This is a genomic window from Marinomonas gallaica, from assembly GCF_001639745.1.
Lineage (GTDB): Bacteria > Pseudomonadota > Gammaproteobacteria > Pseudomonadales > Marinomonadaceae > Marinomonas > Marinomonas gallaica.
Map to the genome: position 1 here is coordinate 25,718 of NZ_LTAX01000022.1, position 18,483 is coordinate 44,200.

Genomic DNA, 18,483 nt, shown 5'->3' on the forward strand with positions numbered 1-18,483 from the left:
TCTCAATGAGTTAAGCGAATTTTAAACATGCGGCAGACCAATCAACTGCCTGCGCCGAATTTACTTAAAGTTCTAAATTTTCTTATATTAGGGCGCATACCTCAAGAAAAGCATAGGCTTTTCGCCCTATCGACCGTATAATTTTTCCTATGAGTAAAGCAAAGAAAAAATCAAACAGTACTGGCACAATCGCCTTAAACAAGCGCGCACGCCACGAGTACTTTGTTGACCAGAAGTTTGAAGCCGGTTTAGTGCTATCAGGCTGGGAAGTCAAAAGTCTTCGTGAAGGGAAAGCACAACTGGTGGACAGCTACGTCATCATCCACCAAAACGAGGCTTACCTCATCGGCGCACGCATCACTCCACTGTTGAGCGCATCGACACACGTTGTGTGTGAACCCTTGCGCCAGCGTAAACTGCTGCTGAACCAACGCGAGCTTGACCGCATCATTCAGATTACCGAGCAAAAAGGTAAAACCTGTGCGGCCATGGCGTTGTATTGGAAAGGCAACAAAATCAAATGTGAGATCGCACTGGTAACCGGTAAAAAAGACCACGACAAGCGCGATACCGCAAGAGAACGTGATTGGGCGCGTGATAAAGAACGTCTAATGAAACACAGCGTTTAATTTCCACATTGTGGAAACAGAGCGGTCCACTAGCTAAACGTCACAGTATTAGATAGAATGGCCGCAACTTCGGGGATGACATGGTTTCGACGCCGGTTACAAAACCTGAGGTGCATGTCGAGAGTGATACGTGATCTCGTAAATCCACATGTATCAATTATATAGTCGCAAACGACGAAAACTACTCACTAGCAGCTTAATACCCTGCTAGTGTGCTGCCCCTAGGTTGCTTGTAGCCCAGGATTCCGCAGTATCATAAATTACGAGATGCTATCCGATGCCCTGCCTGGGGATAAGGATATAAGACTAAACAGGCTCGCTGGTTACACCCTGTCCTTCGGGCGGTAAACAGTCAAATAATAGAAGTGACTAAACATGTAGATCCAATGGCAGAGGACTGGCGGACGGGGGTTCGACTCCCCCCATCTCCACCAATCAAGCGCTTGATTTAAAAGAAGTTTTTAAGTCAAACACGGTAGATATGACCACAAAGTGTCTACACCGAACAAAAAAGCCGTTACTATTCATTTAGTAACGGCTTTTTTTATCAAATGCGCATTAAAAGGACATCACATTATGAATGGTGTAGAAAAAGCACTTTTTGGTGCAGTAGAGCATCTTAAAAATGTACCAATGCACGGGTACGGTTTATTTTTATTGTTAAGTGCTCTAATTGATATATCTATCGTCTATTTTTTCTCTGATACAACTCTAAACCAAGTAAGACAGAACACAGATCTTAAAGAAGCCAAAGGTACTGTCGCTTGGCTCCCCTTTTCAATGATAGTTAGCGCTTCTCTAGTGCTAATCATCTACGGGATTAAAGCAAAAAATAAAGAAGAGCAAGAAAAAATATTGAAAAAAGAAGAGCAAGAAAAAAACAACAGAGAAATACATAATCGAAATCAAGACTCTTTAATTCGAGCGATCAAAACCTTAGAGAGAGATGACAAAAGCACTCTTTATAAGATAGTGATTTCAGAAGGTGTAGTAAGAGCAACAGACACAAAACAAATCCCATACATTACCTACAACCCAAGTCTCAATGCTCTTCAGAACCTAGTTCATAGCAAAATTGTTATTAAAGAAGATCTAAACCCAGATCAATCAATTTCCAATTACTATATAAACCCATCTGTTTTAGAAAAAGTTCAGGAAAAATTTAGAATCGATGTGAAAAAAAACATATATCAATCATTATTAAATGATTTAAATTCAAACATTATTAAAAGAATAAAAAACGAAAGAAATAAAGAAATGCCCATCTATTTGTCAAAAACAGATAGTTTCTCAGATTTATTAGAAAGTTTATCTTTTAGCGATTTCTCTATTGAAAGCTTACTTATTCACAACCCAGCTGACTATATTGGATTTGAAGAAGAGGTTAATCAAGATCTTCTGGAAGCTATAGGATTTCATTACCCAAACAAATTGTTAGATATATGGACAATTCGTTTATACAAGGAATCTCAGGAATATTTATCTAAAATAGCTGACACTCCTATTCCTTACACATTGACATTTTATACTCTTGATGAAGACTAACACCTAATTTGGTTAATTGGATTTAGCTCAACCGCATCCTTTAAATGATCTGGAGCTAGATGTGAGTAACGCATTGTCATACGGATATCACTGTGTCCAAGAATCCGCTGTAACGTGAGTATATTGCCGCCATTCATTACAAAGTGACTCGCGAATGTATGTCTTAGAACATGGGCAGCCTGCCCTTTCGGAAGCTCGATTCCACTTCTTACTAGTGCCCTACGAAATGCACTAAGAGAAAAGGTAAACAGTTCAGGGGATTTAGTCTTATTTGAATGCTTCATTAGCCGTTCAAAAAGCCAACCTGAAATAGGTATAGACCTATTCTTACCGCTTTTCGTATCTGTGAAAGTCACTTTACCGTTATGAACTCGGCTACGAGTAAGTCCTTCGGCCTCCCCCCACCTCGCTCCGGTACTGAGACAAATTAATGTAATCAGCTCAACGTGTTCATTTTCACTGTTTTTGAAAGCATCAAGCAAAATGTCTATTTGCTCATGTGTTAGGTATGAAAGCTCACGCTCTCCAATCTTCAACGGATCAAGATCATTAAGCGGGTTTTCAAAAGCTATTTCCTTTTGCTTTTTGAGCACATTAAACATCGCTTTGATATACGCTAATTCATTGTTAAGCGTCTTAGCTGAAATCCCGTCTGCTGTTCGATTTGCCCTCATCAAAGCAAACTCTCTTTCTGTCATCATTCTCGCAATCGGGTTGCCAAGCCTACCCGCAATCGCCAGCATTTTTACCTTCCGCCTTTCACCATCTTTCAGGTACTGACCAGCCATTAAAAACCAAATATTGATCAGCTCAGACAGCTGTCTATTATCTGGCGGAGACTCATTCCAAGGTTGCTCACCTGACGCATTTCCCAAAATATGTCGCTCAAATCGCAGAGCTTCGCCCTTAGAGGGAAAGCTCTTTCGTACCCTTTTTCCCTTTCGTCCGTGCGGGTATACATCAACTAACCAAGAGTTATTTTGCTTCTTTATCGTCATCACATAACCCAAAATTCAAAAAAAACACCAAAAAACACCATCGTTTTTTTATGCTCAAAATTAGAAAACACTAAAAAACACCATCGTTCTTGATGCTCAAAATCCAAAAACATCAAAAAACACCAAAAAACACCAAAAAACACCATCTTCGTCGAATCCGCAACTATTGCGGGGCAAAATAACACTATATGTTGATAACGTGTTTTTTATATCGTCAGCTTATTGACGAGTCGTTGTCAATTGTTTAACAATAAAAAAAACAAGCTGAATTGGAGTTAGTTATGAATGAAATTTTGATAGCCCCTGAAGACCGATCTGAGTATCGACTTGCTTTAGGCTTTTTGAAAAAAGCAGTACGTCGTGGACGTATCGACTATGCAGAGTCCATTTTTGTTGTGTCTCTACTATGGGGACAAATGGGTGAATTCATGCACGGTGATGAAAATGTTATGAAGGCTGTTCAAAACCTAGAGAATGCCTTTGATCAACTTACAATCGCACTAGCGGAATCAGAACATGACACCAAACAATCAGCTACATAGCCCAATTGTTACGATTGAGAAGTTCTCGGATGTATCAGGCTTAACGATTGATGCGATCAGAGCCTTAATCAGCAGAGGCAAGCTTCCAACGATGAAAGTAGGTAGACGAAGAATGGTTAACGTTGCGTTAATCGAAAAAGAGGCATTGAACCAGAAGCAATAAAAAAGCCATACCAGCGGCAACTGAGTATGGCTTCTCTTGGATAGTAGTACGGCAATACCGCTATCCGATTTGTTCACCATCGCTAAATAGGAACTCGGTAATGTTAGATCATACTGGGAGTGTATTGCAACGTTCAAACGTTGCCGCTCTTTGTGCGCAAGCACCGTTATTTGAATCATTCGATAACAAGATCAAGGAAAACTCAGACTTAAACAATCTTGGTACGCCTCAATGTGAGTCATTCCGAGATTCGATTTTCGTCAAAGCCCGAGATCTAGCAGGTGCTTTCAGGGCCGAATATGATTACGTTGCTAAAACCTCTTCCTACGTTCACGCTAACCGCCGTTTGCTGGAGCTTGAAAAGCGTCTTGAGTCTAACGGTTTCAACATCACGTCTTCAGATGATGATATTTTTGATTTATCGAATAAATTAGCGCGGATCAGCACCAATCACATCAATTTTAATGGCCCATATAAGGCCCTCTCTCTTTGTCTGGAACTGGCATCTGAATATAGTCTAGATTTTTCAAGCCTAGTATCTAAGATCGATGAGATACAACCTCTCCTCAATCGCTTTAAAGATCCAGCTATATGGAAGCGTAAAATTGGCTCTCTTTGTCGATCAGAAATTCAAGCTTTATCACGCGAGCTACGCCAAACACATAAGTTTTTCTCTCCGTATTCTTCTCGCGTAAGCATTAAGCGTCATCAAAGTAGGATGGCTAATACTTTAGAGACTCTATCTCGCACCAAACTAGAGAATGAACTCGGTCAAAGCTTTTCTTTAGCTGATATTGCATCTAGGAACCCATCTAATCCTTACATTCGTTTTGTTGAGTTCGTTACAGTCGCAAAAGGCTATGCATCCATAGCTAGCCAAATAGGTTATCAATGTCTATTTGTAACTTTGACCGCGCCTAGTTGTATGCATCGAATGCAACTTCGTTATAAACACAGTGGCAAAAAGAAGCAGGCGATAAGTGCTGTACCCAACCCAAATTGGGATGGATCAACGCCAAAACAAGTCAATCAACACCTTGCTCACCTTTATGAACTAATTACGGCAAAACTTGCTCGGAAAAGCATTCATAAATTTGGATTCAGAGTGGTAGAGCCTCATCACGATGGTACACCTCACTGGCATTTAGCTTTGCTTATCGACCCACAAAATATAGACGCAGTAAAAGAAATATTTACCGAATATGCATTAAAAGATTATCCAAACGAGAAAGGTGCGCAAAAAAATCGCATAGATTTCAAGGTGCTTCAGTCCGAAGCAGCTATAGGTTACCTCGTTAAATACATTTCAAAATCCACCACAGGTATTGGTTTAAACAACGCACAAAATGCAGGGCATGGCGAAGACTGGTATGGGACTGACGCTATAAAAAGTGCACTTAGTATCGAGGCGTGGGCAAGAGACTGTGGTATCCGTCAATTCCAAATAATAGGGGTACATAGTGTGCAAGCTTACAGAGAATTTAGACGCTTAGACGAACAACAAGACCCACAATTAGAGGCTATCCGTCAGGCCGCTAGAAACGGTGACTGGGCTGAATTTGTCAATCTTATGGGTGGCCCATTTATCTCACGTAAAGACATGGAAATAAAACTAGCTTACGGAGCTCGTCAAAGACTAAACCGTGATACCGGTGAAATCGAGACAGTAAGCACTTCTAAATATGGTGATGAAGCTAAAGATACTGTTATAGGTGTTATCCATGCTGGCATCACAATTTTATCTCGAATTCATTTCTGGGATGTCACAGTTACGCCTCGCTTAACTGAAGCCAGTCAAAAAATCATGGATGGTGTTGTTGATCTTCTCGATGAAATTCATTTCCAAAACACACGCCCAAAACATGATGACCAACATATAGGACCGCACTTCGATGAAAACTTGTTTTCTGAGGGGTGGGGTCATGCCCGCGCGGCAAAGAGCGCTTTGCAACAGACGTAGTCTGTTGCCTTGGACTCGTATCAATAACTCTACGCACCCAATCACAACCAATGTTTAGGAGAAACAAATGTTAAAAATTTCAATCATCGAAGGTCATAACCTGCCTCAGTCTCGCAGCACTAAAAATGGACTGCGCTACTTCCAGCAAGCCTATGCACACATGGGTGGTGCTTTTCCGCAAGAGATCGAGATTCCTTTGCAGGCCCCTACTGATGCCAAACCAGTAGGTGAGTATGAGCTTGCACTATCGGCCTTCCGTGTTGGTCGATACAAAAACCTTGAGTTAAATCCATTTGATTTACCTCTAGTCCCTGTTGCTAAAAACATCACGCTCGGCAAGACAGGCTCTTAGCGATGTCTGCCGATCAATATGACGGCCTTTGGCTGTTAGGGTTTTGTGCCGCTCTCGTAATTTCATTCGGGTTAGGCGCAATTAAGGGAGGTCAGCCATGACTGATACTCAGTTTTTAATGGCCTCCTTAACCACTGCCTACACCCTTGGATGGGTGTTTGGTTCAACATTGTTATATTTCAGAAAACTTATGGAAGCATCAATATGATGAAATCTAAAATTGCCGCTGTTGCAGGCTTAACAATTGCAACAATTTCTTCAGCACATGCTGAGCTACCAGCTCCCGCTCAAGCTGCTTATGATTCACTCTCAGTTATGGTCGATGACTTGATTGCTGCGACTTGGCCTATCGCTACGACAATTCTTGTCGCATTTCTTAGTATTAAATTAATCAAGAAATTCGCAAGATCAGCTACTTAGAATCACTTACCACTGAGGGGGGCTTTTTAGTCCCCTTTTTCATGGATTAGAAATTATGCATTTTTTTATCGCCATACTTTTTAGTTTGCTGTCATTTTCACTTCATGCAGATGAAAACATTAATGATCCAGCTTATGCTTATGAGGCTGGTTACTACTGGGGAGTTGGAACCAGCACTACTAAAGTGGGTAGCAGTGTTGGGGAAGTAGCTCAACTTCTTTGTGATAATGCAGGAGCTTATTGCTCTACATTTGGCATTATCACTTATGGATCTGGCTATAAAGTTACACTTTATAAATCTAGTGGGTCCTCATATGATTCAAGCGTAGTAATTAAGAGATCATGCTCTTCAGGCATAACTCTTGCGACATGCTTACCTGATTTTGATCAACCTCAAGATCAAGAGCTATGTTCTGATGGTTTCCCACCTGATGTATACGGCTACACAGATTACTGTGATCGTCCTTCACCTAAGCTCTGCGATAACGGTCAATATGTTCAAGCTTCACAGCTATGCTCTAGTGAAACTGCTGTTTGTGTCGATTACGACTCATGTTATGAATATTCAGAATCTCAAGCGGGCTGTAGTTCATCATCAACTTATTTTAGCTTCGAGTACATTAGCCCAGATAACTTTCAATTCTCATGCTCTGATATCGACCCAAATTCGCCTGACCACCCTGATCAAGGTGGTAACGGGGATGGTAATGACACAAATGATCCTACCACCCCATCAGATGATGAAACCCCAATTTATCCTGACTTGCCAAGTGCCGATGAATTTTCAGGCGTTTTCTCACAGGTTTTAGACTCTTTAAGTGATATCTATACGGCTATAGTCAACGGTAATGCCAATATAAATGAAAACGGAACAAAAATTTCTGACAGTATAGATCAAAGTGCCTATGACCTAGGTAATCGTATAGATGCCGTCACTGATAAAATCAGCCAAGGTATTTCTATTGAGAGATACAACACTGAGCAATTATCTGACAATGTTTCTCAGACTGGCGTCAATCTATCTAATGCAATTTCTCAGGGTTCTGAAGATATTGTTGATGCTATTCAAGGTATTAATGCTGCACCAGCAGATTCAGAAACATCAACTGACTACTCTTCAAAACTGGATGAAATAAGCGGGAAGCTTGATGAGCTTAAGCCTTGCGATCCTGATTCTTCACCTACTCAGTGTGAGGGAGACCATGGCCTAAACAGTGGTTTTATTACCTCCCTCCTTGATTCAACAGAAGAATACATTGATGAAGAATCAGGTTCAGCCGTTGACACAGTCAAGGCTGAAATCTCAAGCATTGTAGATGGTTTATCCCCCCTAAATGACTCTGCATTAGATGGAGTCTTTGATACTTTGTTGTCTGTGATCCCTAGCCCGCAAAGCTGTATTCCTTTGACTTTGGGAACACCAGGTCAAGTATTTAGTTTCACTATCTCTTGTGAGTTCTCAGATCAGTTTAAAAAGATTTTTAGCTTTCTTCTTACGTTTTATACCGTCATCACATTGATCGAAATCTTAACAACTGGAATCCCCCCTAGATTGAAGGCCTAACTCAAATGCCCGTATTTTTATTGCCAATCATCACCGCTGCGAGTAATGCCCTGAGGCTTCCAGCCTTAGCAGCATTTTTAGCTGGAATATTTGCTCAAGTGGTAGGTTTCTTTGCTAAGTGGTTTACTAAAAACACAGCTATGCAATTAGGGATTATTACCGCTGTTTCATCAGTAACTATTGCAATGGTCACAGCCATTAAGAGCTTAATTCTTAGCTTAAATTTCGTTTTACCGCCTATGTACATACAGGCAATGAGCCTTATTGTTCCTGATTCATTACCCGTTTGTTTTTCCGCAATAGTTTCCGCCAAAGTAGTACGTTGGGTTTGGAGCTGGCAAGTCAGATATATTGAATATTATGCAGGAGTCAGATAATGCCAATATATTTTGTCACAGGAAAACTTGGTTCTGGTAAATCAATTGCATCTGTTGCTCGAATCAAAGAAAAGCTTGAAAAAGGCTTACCAGTAGCTACGAATCTAAACATTGATCTAAAAGAAATGTTAGGGCGAAATAAAAAAAACACTCGTTTATACCGTGTTCCAGACAAACCAGAAGCACGCGATCTAGAAGCTCTAGGTGTTGGGAATAAAAGCTATGATGAAGACTTAAATGGCTTATTAGTCCTTGATGAATGCGGCACATGGTTCAATAGTCGAACTTGGGCTGATAAAGGTAGGCAAGCAGTAATAAACTGGCTGTTACATGCAAGAAAGCTAGGCTGGGATGTTATCTTTATAATTCAAGATCTAAGTCTAGTAGACAAGCAAGCTCGGCTTTCGCTTGCGGAACATGTTGTTTATTGCAGACGTACAGACAGAATAAATATCCCTTTCATAGGTGCTATCTACAAAATATTTACGGGTTCAAAGCTACCGTTTCCAAAAGTTCACATAGCTGTTGTTCGCTATGGAGACTCCCCCACATCAATAAAAGTAGATACATGGACAACCATTGGAACCTCGCTTTACTCATGTTACGACACTAAGCAACAGTTCAGTGATTACTATGACAAAGGTCTCTACAGCGTCTTACCCCCCTATTACACACATGGACGCTATAGCGTCCCTATGAGTTTTAAAAATGTTATGCGAATCACAAAAATATATCTAAAAAAATACTCAAGACTAACGGCCTTAGCATTCGGCTCAATAGCTACCTTTATTATCATGATTTTAAATACAGAACCTCATCAGGTTGTAGTCGAGGATAAGCAAACCTTACATTCTCAAATCCCTCTTAACCACGTGTTCAATGACTGGGTTATTACAGATTATTCAAATTTGCCAAATCAATTAGCGTCTTATGGCTTTATAGATTCAGAGGGAATAAGAACATCTTCCACTTCACTTAGAAATAAAGGCTATGAGATTAAGTCAAGAGGCGCATGTGAGGCATTAATAATTAAGGAGGATCAACATGTTTCGATTTATTGTAACTAGCATATTCGCATTTTCTTTATCTTTCAATTTAACTGCAAAACCCTTAGATCCATTTGAGATGCGTAATACTCCAATTGCAGATTTTGTTCAGTGGGTATCTCAAGAAACAGGTAATAACATTATTTTGGGTCGAGGAGTTGAAGGGCCAATATCCTTACATGTAAAAAGCCTTGATTCTAATGATGTAATGCACCTGTTTGAAAAAGTCCTTACATCTAATGGCTACGCCTTAAGAACATCAAATGGAATCTATCAGGTTATTTTAGATTCCAGTTCAACATTCATTGATGAACCATTGATAACCAAAGTATATAAACTGAACAATCTTAGAAGTTCTAAGGCTTCAGGTGCTATTACAAGTATTTTAACTTCTAATATAACTACGCCCGATTCAGAGCAAGCTACTGCAACGATGGTTTCTAAGCACTCAGTTACAGTACTTCCTTCAAGTAATGCTATTTTGGTGACTGGTAATAAAAATCAAATTAGCATGGTTGATGAGTTTATAGCTGTTGTTGATAGCGATATACCACAAGTTTTGATCGAGGCAGTGATAATGGAAAGTGACTTACTAGATTCTGAAGAGATCGGTGTAAATTTGTCTAGTGCCTTATCAAATAACGGTTTTTCATTCATTCAAAACTCAATGAGTTCAGCCAGTGATATTCAAATGCTTGGGCTTGGTGGGCATGCAGTGTTATCGCGTGGTGGTAATATTCGAGGCCTGATCACAGCTTTGATATCAAACAGCAATACAAAGATACTCTCTACCCCACAAATCCTAGTGATGGATCGTGAGCGTGGTCATATATCTGTAGGGCAGAACGTCCCCTTTATAATTTCGAACGAAGTAACTGACGGCGGCAATGCGATTCAAAAAATCGAACGTAGAGACGTAGGCGTTAGCCTGTCCGTTGTTCCACACGTACTAGCATCAGGTGAAATTGTTCTTCAGATAAGCCAAGAATCATCAAGTGTGGCAAGCTCAACTCAAGCAAGTGATCTTATTACTAACAAAAGATCTATATCGACAGTGGCAAGGGTCGTTGACGGGCAGACTTTGTTACTTGGTGGCCTTGTTACTGATGAGGAAAGGAAAGTTCAATCAGGTGTTCCAGTTCTTAAGGATGTGCCCTTACTAGGCGCTTTATTCCGATCAGAGCGCTCTGAGAAGTCCCAGAAAGAACTAACCATGATGATACGAACGACTTTGCTTTAATGCTTAACGAACAGAAGCACGCCTATAGTCTGCGCAGCAGCGTTATAGGCGTGCTTCTGTTCGTTAAAACTTTATTCAAGAAGTCGTATACTACTGATTTTTTAGATCGGAACATGCTCACTGGAAACAGGAATAAACGCGAGATTAGATACTTTCCCATAAACACCGCCACTATTAACTCGTGTTTTGACCTCAACGGTTGCAATCACCCAAACCAGATCATTTGCTCGATTGAACTCCCAAACATCCCCTTTAAAATTCATTTTTTTCTGACAATACTTATACAAGCCTTCGTCTAGAATAAGAGGGGCTGTGGCCTTAGGGGTGGCTTTATAGCCATTGTAAAGAAACAACAGGAATTTAGAAAAACCACCTTCTTTTTTGGGCTGGTGGTTGAGCTTATTAAGCAACCCCATAACAACCAACTTCTTTTTTGAGTCATTGTCTTTGAGCTTGGATGCTAGAAGCTCTTGTTGCTGCTTATCAGTCAGCTGATTAGGAATAAAAAGTACATCACTTAATAGTGTCCCGTTAATTTTGATGTTTTTAGCCGTATTATCTAATTCGTTTTTCAGAAGTTCGTAATGGGGTCTCTCATCTTCTATTCGAGTATCTAAGCCAGCCTCGCTCCATATAGCGTGGAAAGTATCTGTTAGAGTTAATCGATGTCGAGCTGTTCCTGTTCTTTGGCTTCCACCTTGCTCCCCCTTAGGGGCTCTAGCCCCATGAGGTACACCAATAGAGCTAGAGCTGCAAATATTGTAGAAGCCGCCCTCAGTATAAACTGCATCCTTGTAATTTCTTTTTTTGCTAGACACAGTATCCCCAAAGCTCGGACAGTCTTTATGATGCATTGATCCTGTATTTGGCAGCCGCTTTAAATATAGCTTTCCGTTGCGGTGTTCATGTACTTGCATCTTTGGCTTATTTGGTGAGCATAGGCAGTAAGGACGGTCGTTCTCTTGCTTATGATGCCTCCTCAATGTAGCAATCACCCAAGACTTACTGCTTTCCAACTCATATCGCTTTATTGTGTTTCCATTTCCCCCTTTGCTTAAGGGAAAGACAATGTCTGTGCATACCATGTTTTACATCCTTATCAAACTTACCTAAACATATGCAGATCTATACAGTGTCAAAAAGTTCAAATTCAGAAAGTGACTACATCGTGACTACATAACTGACGCAAACTGAAGCGTAATGATTAATCATTGTAAAAGCCCCCCTTGCAAATTGGTGTTTATAGCTCATTATTAGTCATTAATAGGGGTAAGTAAGAGATTCGACTCCCCCCATCTCCACCACATTCTAAAAAGGCCGCTTAGCAATAAGCGGCCTTTTTTGTGCCTTCCGAATACCACACCTTTATCAACAGCCTGCCGTATATCACATCGTTGCGTCTATCGCCTCGCCTAATAGCTTATTATCTAGTTCATTACTTTTTATAATGCAGCGGTTTCTAGGCGTTGAGATCGAGGCTTTTATCTCCCCTTCTACCCTGAGTTTGCGCTGTAATGCCTCAGTATGTACGCCATTTTCTGTTTTATAGTCTGCTAAACTGGTAGACATCAAGCTACTCAGCAAAGGTCTTTTCACGATACGCTGGCGTAGCAAGCTTGAGATCATCACTTCGACGATATGGGATATTTAGCGATATGTTTCAAGAATTAGCACTGGGCGGTTTGCTGTTTAGCCCGTTGGTCTTGTTTGCGCCGTTGGCATTTATCCTATCTTGGCTCACTCGGTTTGTGCTCTACAAAACGGGCCTTTATGTGAAAATTTGGCGCGTGGCATGGTTTGAGGTGGGCTTATACGTCTGCTATCTCGCGCTCGTTGTCTACTTACTTGGGAACCAATCACTGTTATGAAGCATTCCTTACGCGTTGCCCTGACCGTCGCTGTTGTGCTGCTGGCGATTTTAGCGGGCTATTGGATTTGGCAGCACTATTTGTATTCCCCTTGGACTCGTGACGGCCGTGTTCGCGCAGAGGTGATTACCATTGCACCCGATGTGTCGGGCTGGGTTACCTCGCTCAATGTGACGGATAATCAAGAAGTGAAGCAAGGCGATGTCATTCTTAATATCGACGACGCCCGCGCTCGAACCATGGTGGAGCAGTTGGAAGCACAAGTTGCCGGCAATCAATACGCGCTAGAGTTAGCGCAACATCAGTATGAGCGTCGCCGCCAGCTAAGCCAAAAAGACCAGTTGGTGTCTGACGAGACGATTGAAAGCGCTCGAATTACGGTAAAGCAAGCCGAGGCGACATTAAAACTCAGCCAAGCAAAGCTCAACGCGGCTAAGTTGGATGTAGAACGCTCGCAAGTCACAGCGCCACAAGATGGTTACATTGTGAACTTGAACTTGCGTGAAGGTAACTATGTTAGCCAAGGAAAACCCGTATTGTCGCTGGTAAAAAAAGGCTCGCTCTATGTGACAGGTTACTTTGAAGAAACCAAACTGCCGATGATCCATGTTGGTCAACAAGCCAGCGTTCACCTGATGAGCGGTGGACAACCGTTGACAGGAAAAGTCACTAGTATTGGTCGAGCCATTGCCGACAGCAACACGACGAGTAACGGACAGCTTTTGCCTCAAGTACAGCAGACGTTTAACTGGGTTCGCTTAGCGCAACGTATTCCGGTGGACATTGAACTGGATCCGTTTGATGGCGTGCAGTTGAGTGCGGGTATGTCGGCGACGATTCATCTAGCGACTGAGTAGCGGACACATTATGCAAGCACTGCTCAACAGTATTCTGTTCCCCACAAGTGATGCGATCAAGTTTGCCATTAAAGGTGTGCTAGCAATGGCCTTAGCCTTGTATGTGGCGATGTTCTTTAATTTAGACCGCCCGTATTGGGCATTGATCGGGGCGATCTTTTTACAAATGCGCCCTGAAAGTGGGCTAGTGATTGAAAAAGGCCTGTATCAGATTGTAGGTACGGTGGTCGGCGGTGCCTTTGGCATCTTTTTGCTGAACAACTTTTCCAGTCAGCCAACACTGGCGATGAGCATTCTGGCACTTTGGTTGGGGCTCAATTCGGGGCTATCGGCGCTGGTGCGTCGCGTCAACCTTGTTTATGCGTTTGCCATGGCCGGTATGACCGCCAGCCTTGTGGTGCTGTTGGTCATGGTTCAGCCCACCCAAGCCAGCAGTGCGATGATTTTTGATATTGCTCAAGCGAGGGTCAGTGAGATTATCGTCGGCGTGGTGTGTGCCGCGTTGGTCAGTACGCTTATTTGGCCCAATAAAGTCAGTACGGTTTTGCGCACCAATGCGCGTACTACGATTAATATGACGCTTGATTACTTGGCGGTCGAGCTGGATTCGAACGGTTCCCATGACAGTCGCCATAAGTCGATCGATGGTATTTTAGAGTCTCTGGCAGCGCTGAACGATGACTCGTCCGCAGTCCGCTTTGAAGGGCCACATGGCCCCGGGCGCAGTCGCGCTTCGAATTTGTTAACCAATAAAACCCTGTCTTTGCTGGCATTAATTCAAATCTTTGGTCGCTTGCAGCGCAACCATTCTGAGCTTATTTCACCGTCTATGCGTGCCATGATGGACGACATGCACGACACCTTTGGGCAGATGGCCAGCGCCACCACGTTTACTGAGACGCATCGTCTTGCGCAAGCTTTGCGTCGTCGCCAAAGTCAGTATGCTAACGACGCAGTCAATGAATCGGCCCTTGGCCTACGTTTATTTAAAATTGCTCAAGAGCTGAGTGCTGAGCTGATTGTCATTATTAAAAGCTTCGATGCGCTCACCAGCCACCGTCAACCACGCTTGAATGCACCACGCATTAAATCACACCATGACCCCTTGGTTGGATTGGCCACGGGGTTACGCAGTGCTGTGATGTTTTCGGTGGGGGCGGTGTTGTGGCTTTCTACCGGCGCCTCAGCGGTGCTTATGATGATGATTCTACCAGTGGTATTTTCGATTATGATGGCGCGGTTTCCGCTGACTCTGTTGACGTTAGCATTGCGGCGCATCCTTGTCGGTGTGGTCATCGCTGTCGTGTTAGCGGTGTTTTATGCCTTACCCTTATTGGCGCAAAGCAGTGGTGATTACGAGCTGTTGATTCTGGTGTTGGCTGGCCCCTATTTCATTGGTTTGCTCTGCATTGCCAATCGCGCCACTCTGCCCTTAGGTCTGGGCATTTCCATTCCCTTTACTATCTTCGTTATGCCAGGGCCGGATATGACACGTGCATTTCAGATCGATTCGACGGTGAGTAATGCCTTAGCGATTTTTGTGGGCGTCAGTTTTTTGTATTGGCTGTTTAAGTTAATTACGGGGCCTAGCCTTAACATCATGATGCATCGTTTGATCAAGAATACCTATCAAGACTTGGTCGATTTACCCAACCGTTCAAAAGCCGATATGTGGTTCAACGCCCGTATGGGGGACCGCTTACTGCGCGTTGCTACCTATGAAAAAGGTATGATGGACACCCGTAATTTGATCGATCTTGCGCTAACAGGGTTAAATTTAGGTCATGTTTCATTGCATTTACACAGCTTAGTCAGAAGTCGTTGTGGCGAACAACTGAACACCGAACTTCATACTCTACAGCAGGCTTTGGCGAAAGGCTTTGTAAGCAGTTATCACGGCCAAAAAACAGAGATCTTTGATCAAGCGGCACAGCACTTTCTAACGCAATTGCCACAGTCTGCGCTTTCTGAGGAACAGTTAGAGCTTATTCGCGGTAGCTTTGAGCGCATTTCGATGTCCCTTGAACGCTCAGCACAGATGATTGCTTCTCAGGCGACACAATAATCGAGCCTTTTTATCAGAACGTTTGACGAATGTGTCATATCTCTAATAACCCGCATTACTTGGATTTTCGATTAGAATAATAAAACGAAACCAACGTTAAGGAGGAGCCATGAAATCGCTTTTGAGTATAGTTATACTGTTAACCGTCACCGGCTGTTCCTCAAATGTGGTGATGTCAGGTCGCCAAGTCAGTAATGTGGACCCAACGGCTGTGATCACTTCTGAGTCTCGTATCCGTGTGGAGGCCATGCCATCAGGCGATGCGTTAACCCAGAAACGCTATCTGCCTCAAGTGGTGCAGGCCTTTCAAGCCAATGGCTTTCATTACGTTGGTCCGCAGTTAAATAACCCTGATCTGATTGCACGCTTTACTCTAAGTAGTCAAACGGTTAAGCGTGAAGAAAAAGCGCCTATTTATAAAGATGTACGAACGGGGCGCAGCACGCATTGCTATAAAAATAAAGACGGTGATCATTACTGTGACACCGATTATCACGTCATGCCTTACGTGGTGGGTTACGAAACAATTCCGTACTCATTGTTAGAAGCAACTTTTCGTTTAGAGCTGGTAAATCAAGACAATCAGGTCGTACTGCACAGCACCAGTACTGTGGAAAATAAAGACTGTTCTCGATGGAAGTTGTATGAGTTTTTGGTGTCAAACAGTCTTCAGAGACTGGATCACAAGGCACCACTTGACCAGCCATTTCGTATCGAAATGCCAGAAACGTATCAATGCACGGACAGCTTCAACTAAGCCGTTGCCCCTACGCTCGTGCGTTTTAATATAGCGTAACCGTCTATTAAATCACCTGCTTATAAGAAATCATTATCATCCAGTCCGACTACTTGCTCGTATGCATCTATACTGAACGTTGTAGACGTTACTTGTGTACGTAATTAAACGTTTAAGTAAACTCTAACTCATATAGTCGATAGCGAGGAGGACAGCATGATTAATCATGTTTGGGGGTTGTTACACCATCCTGATCGAGAATGGCGAGAAATCAATAGAGAACACGAATCTGTCAGTCATATGTATGCACATCATGTGCTGATCATGGCGGCGATTCCTGTCGTTAGTAGTTTCATCGGTACGACGCAAGTGGGTTGGACGTTGAACGGTGAAGAAGGCGTGAAGCTTAGTTTGATGACGGCTCTAGGTCTGGGGGTGTTATTTTACGGTTTGATCTTATTAGCGGTTGCAGGTGTAGGGTCGGCGATTCATGCACTGTCGCGCCAGTACTCTCATCGCCCTAGCCGTGCTGAAAGCATTGTCTTTGCAGGTTATATTGCAACACCCATGTTTTTGAGTGGTTTATTTGCGATTTATCCTATTGCTTGGCTTTGTGTGTTAGCCGTGTGTTTGGGGGTCGTTTATTCAGGCTACCTACTTTATAAAGGAACGCCACGATTCTTAGGCATCAGTCATAAGGAAGGTTTTATTCTATCCACGGGGACACTTGGTATTGGTGTTCTGATTCTTGAGTTCTTGTTAGCCGTCGTGGTGCTGTTGTGGAGCATGGGCTCTGAACACAGTCCACTATGGGCATTCTTCGGATAAATACTCATCAATGAACAGTCTCGTCACATTAGCCTGCTTCAAATAGCCCTTGGTTATTGATCCGAAGCAGGCTTTTTAATGTCGCTTACAAATTTCATACACTCTACAGATAAATATCTTTTATCCTGACCGCATTAAGCACACTATACCGTTGTGCTATTTATAAAAAAGCCATTGCGGAGGCCGCTTAGACGATGTTTTTCTCTTCACATAAAAACCGTATTGCCGATCTAGAGCAACAAATAGAACAAGAACGTTCGCAAAGCCAGCAACGTATTTCAGCACTTGAGACTGAACTACTCCAAGCAAAGCAAGACGCCGCTATCAATACGGCCGACGATTACTGCTCAGAGCTATTAAGCTACCAGCTGCGTGGTGGCGACATGCTCAATTCTATTCGACAAGGCTTAGCCGAGAGTGCCGAGACATTAATCCATGAACGTATGCAACTAAAAGAAGTCGACACGCTTTTTGCTGATACGCGTACCGCACTGTCTCGTTTAAACGACCGTGCTGAAATCATCAATCAAGAAGCCAGCTCCAGTATGGACGCCGCTGTTGTGCTGGATAAAACCGCCAGTGGCATCAGTCAATTGGTTTCCAGCATCCAAGAAATCTCAGATCAAACTAACTTATTGGCTTTGAATGCAGCGATTGAAGCGGCTCGTGCAGGTGAAGCGGGGCGTGGGTTCGCCGTGGTTGCAGACGAAGTCCGTAATCTTGCCAGTAAAACCCATGCAGCCAGTGAGCAAGTAGAAGACTTAGTACGAAAAGTTCTAGATCAAACACAAAAAATTAAAGGCATGGTGGACAAAAACCAATCCAGCGCCGAAGATGTTGCGACCTCGGCAGGACAAATCGACAGCATTGTTGGAACCGTGATTACAACGTCTCAGAAAATGCAGAACGTAATCAAAATGGCGGCAACACAAGCCTTCCTTGATACGGTTAAACTTGACCATTCCGTTTGGAAAAATCAGGTGTATAACAAGATCGATAAAAAAGACTTCCGTGAAGCGGTTAACGCACATACGGAATGTCGCCTTGGTAAATGGTACTATCAGGGTTACGGACAGAAGCATTTTCAGCATTCGCATAATTTCCGTGCGATTGAAGCGCCACATAAGACTGTTCATGACTCTGGTCGTGCGGCCGTTGCCGCTGCTGAGCAAGGCAAGTCTGCCGATATGTTGCATCATCTAGATAAGATGGAAACCGCTAGCTTACATGTGGTGGTGAGCATCGAGTCGTTGATGGAAGAAATTAAGAGTCAATGAACTTAATCGATTGATT

20 protein-coding genes, 1 other RNA gene and 1 pseudogene are annotated in these 18,483 nt (G+C 42.8%); 20 read left to right on the forward strand and 2 right to left on the reverse strand.

The genetic code is table 11. The annotated features are described in order from the left end of the window. Window positions 1-149 precede the first annotated feature (149 nt). The 3 genes from smpB to AYW76_RS15825 all read left to right on the forward strand — a co-directional run bounded on the left by smpB (window position 150) and on the right by AYW76_RS15825 (window position 2,174). Window positions 150-629: an SsrA-binding protein SmpB gene (smpB, locus tag AYW76_RS15815; RefSeq protein ID WP_067033480.1), complete on the forward strand. Its 480-nt coding sequence runs from the start codon at window positions 150-152 to the stop codon at window positions 627-629. A 71-nt stretch (window positions 630-700) separates the two neighbouring features. Then, window positions 701-1,063: a transfer-messenger RNA gene (ssrA, locus tag AYW76_RS15820) on the forward strand. 142 nt (window positions 1,064-1,205) lie between these two features. After that, window positions 1,206-2,174 carry a hypothetical protein gene (locus AYW76_RS15825; RefSeq protein WP_067222866.1) on the forward strand — a complete coding sequence of 323 codons (969 nt, stop codon included), beginning with the start codon at window positions 1,206-1,208 and terminating at the stop codon, window positions 2,172-2,174. On the opposite strand, the gene AYW76_RS15830 is transcribed toward AYW76_RS15825, so the two are convergent. Beyond that, window positions 2,171-3,172, reverse strand: coding sequence for a phage integrase (locus tag AYW76_RS15830; protein WP_067222869.1), 1,002 nt, complete (start codon window positions 3,170-3,172; stop codon window positions 2,171-2,173). The two genes, AYW76_RS15825 and AYW76_RS15830, sit on opposite strands and share 4 nt — an antisense overlap. A gap of 281 nt (window positions 3,173-3,453) precedes the next feature. On the opposite strand from AYW76_RS15830, the gene AYW76_RS15835 reads away from it, so the two are divergent. The 10 genes from AYW76_RS15835 to AYW76_RS15870 all read left to right on the forward strand — a co-directional run bounded on the left by AYW76_RS15835 (window position 3,454) and on the right by AYW76_RS15870 (window position 10,836). Further along, entirely contained in the window at window positions 3,454-3,714 is a 261-nt protein-coding gene (locus tag AYW76_RS15835; RefSeq protein ID WP_067222872.1) for a hypothetical protein, read from the forward strand. Then, a complete protein-coding gene (locus AYW76_RS18990) occupies window positions 3,689-3,877 on the forward strand; it encodes a hypothetical protein (RefSeq protein WP_082866268.1) in 189 nt (62 codons plus the stop codon). The genes AYW76_RS15835 and AYW76_RS18990 overlap by 26 nt, the downstream gene beginning before the upstream one ends. A 100-nt stretch (window positions 3,878-3,977) precedes the next feature. After that, window positions 3,978-5,837 (forward strand): replication endonuclease, encoded by a 1,860-nt coding sequence (locus AYW76_RS15840; protein ID WP_067222876.1) that lies wholly within the window; start codon window positions 3,978-3,980, stop codon window positions 5,835-5,837. Window positions 5,838-5,904: 67 nt separating this feature from the next. Further along, entirely contained in the window at window positions 5,905-6,189 is a 285-nt protein-coding gene (locus tag AYW76_RS15845) for a single-stranded DNA-binding protein (RefSeq protein WP_067222879.1), read from the forward strand. A gap of 2 nt (window positions 6,190-6,191) precedes the next feature. Further along, window positions 6,192-6,290, forward strand: a complete 99-nt coding sequence (locus tag AYW76_RS19685) for a tail virion protein G7P-2 (protein WP_407943026.1) — start codon at window positions 6,192-6,194, stop codon at window positions 6,288-6,290. A 103-nt stretch (window positions 6,291-6,393) separates the two neighbouring features. Beyond that, the gene (locus tag AYW76_RS15850; protein ID WP_067222882.1) at window positions 6,394-6,609 is read left to right on the forward strand and encodes a major coat protein; all 216 of its coding nucleotides are present in this window, start codon (window positions 6,394-6,396) and stop codon (window positions 6,607-6,609) included. A gap of 55 nt (window positions 6,610-6,664) precedes the next feature. Continuing rightward, on the forward strand, window positions 6,665-8,173 hold the full coding sequence (locus AYW76_RS15855; protein ID WP_067222886.1) for a YhgE/Pip domain-containing protein: 1,509 nt from the start codon (window positions 6,665-6,667) through the stop codon (window positions 8,171-8,173). A gap of 5 nt (window positions 8,174-8,178) precedes the next feature. Further along, complete coding sequence (locus AYW76_RS15860) at window positions 8,179-8,550, forward strand: DUF5455 family protein (RefSeq protein WP_067222889.1); 372 nt, start codon at window positions 8,179-8,181, stop codon at window positions 8,548-8,550. Continuing rightward, window positions 8,550-9,617, forward strand: a complete 1,068-nt coding sequence (locus AYW76_RS15865) for a zonular occludens toxin domain-containing protein (RefSeq protein ID WP_067222893.1) — start codon at window positions 8,550-8,552, stop codon at window positions 9,615-9,617. Before AYW76_RS15860 ends, AYW76_RS15865 begins: the two co-directional genes overlap by 1 nt. After that, on the forward strand, window positions 9,595-10,836 hold the full coding sequence (locus tag AYW76_RS15870; protein WP_067222896.1) for a hypothetical protein: 1,242 nt from the start codon (window positions 9,595-9,597) through the stop codon (window positions 10,834-10,836). The genes AYW76_RS15865 and AYW76_RS15870 overlap by 23 nt, the downstream gene beginning before the upstream one ends. Before the next feature lie 101 nt (window positions 10,837-10,937). Here the strand turns inward: AYW76_RS15870 and AYW76_RS15875 are convergent, their stop codons facing one another. Next, window positions 10,938-11,921 carry a DUF1173 family protein gene (locus tag AYW76_RS15875; RefSeq protein WP_067222900.1) on the reverse strand — a complete coding sequence of 328 codons (984 nt, stop codon included), beginning with the start codon at window positions 11,919-11,921 and terminating at the stop codon, window positions 10,938-10,940. A 570-nt stretch (window positions 11,922-12,491) separates the two neighbouring features. Between AYW76_RS15875 and AYW76_RS15885 the strand changes: the two genes are divergently transcribed. The 7 genes and pseudogenes from AYW76_RS15885 (at window position 12,492) to AYW76_RS19695 (ending at window position 18,467) form a co-directional block, all read left to right on the forward strand. Then, a complete protein-coding gene (locus AYW76_RS15885) occupies window positions 12,492-12,704 on the forward strand; it encodes a DUF1656 domain-containing protein (RefSeq protein ID WP_067033477.1) in 213 nt (70 codons plus the stop codon). Next, window positions 12,701-13,561, forward strand: a complete 861-nt coding sequence (locus AYW76_RS15890) for an efflux RND transporter periplasmic adaptor subunit (RefSeq protein WP_067222907.1) — start codon at window positions 12,701-12,703, stop codon at window positions 13,559-13,561. Before AYW76_RS15885 ends, AYW76_RS15890 begins: the two co-directional genes overlap by 4 nt. Before the next feature lie 10 nt (window positions 13,562-13,571). Then, window positions 13,572-15,626 carry an FUSC family protein gene (locus AYW76_RS15895; RefSeq protein WP_067222911.1) on the forward strand — a complete coding sequence of 685 codons (2,055 nt, stop codon included), beginning with the start codon at window positions 13,572-13,574 and terminating at the stop codon, window positions 15,624-15,626. A gap of 109 nt (window positions 15,627-15,735) precedes the next feature. Further along, window positions 15,736-16,383: a hypothetical protein gene (locus AYW76_RS15900; RefSeq protein WP_067222916.1), complete on the forward strand. Its 648-nt coding sequence runs from the start codon at window positions 15,736-15,738 to the stop codon at window positions 16,381-16,383. Window positions 16,384-16,578: 195 nt separating this feature from the next. Continuing rightward, window positions 16,579-17,190, forward strand: a complete 612-nt coding sequence (locus tag AYW76_RS15905; RefSeq protein WP_082866270.1) for a Yip1 family protein — start codon at window positions 16,579-16,581, stop codon at window positions 17,188-17,190. 545 nt (window positions 17,191-17,735) lie between these two features. Next, a pseudogene (locus AYW76_RS19690) lies at window positions 17,736-18,065 on the forward strand (methyl-accepting chemotaxis protein); the annotation flags it as partial. Between the two features lie 42 nt (window positions 18,066-18,107). Beyond that, entirely contained in the window at window positions 18,108-18,467 is a 360-nt protein-coding gene (locus AYW76_RS19695) for a CZB domain-containing protein (protein WP_231872635.1), read from the forward strand. The last annotated feature ends 16 nt before the right edge of the window (window positions 18,468-18,483 follow it).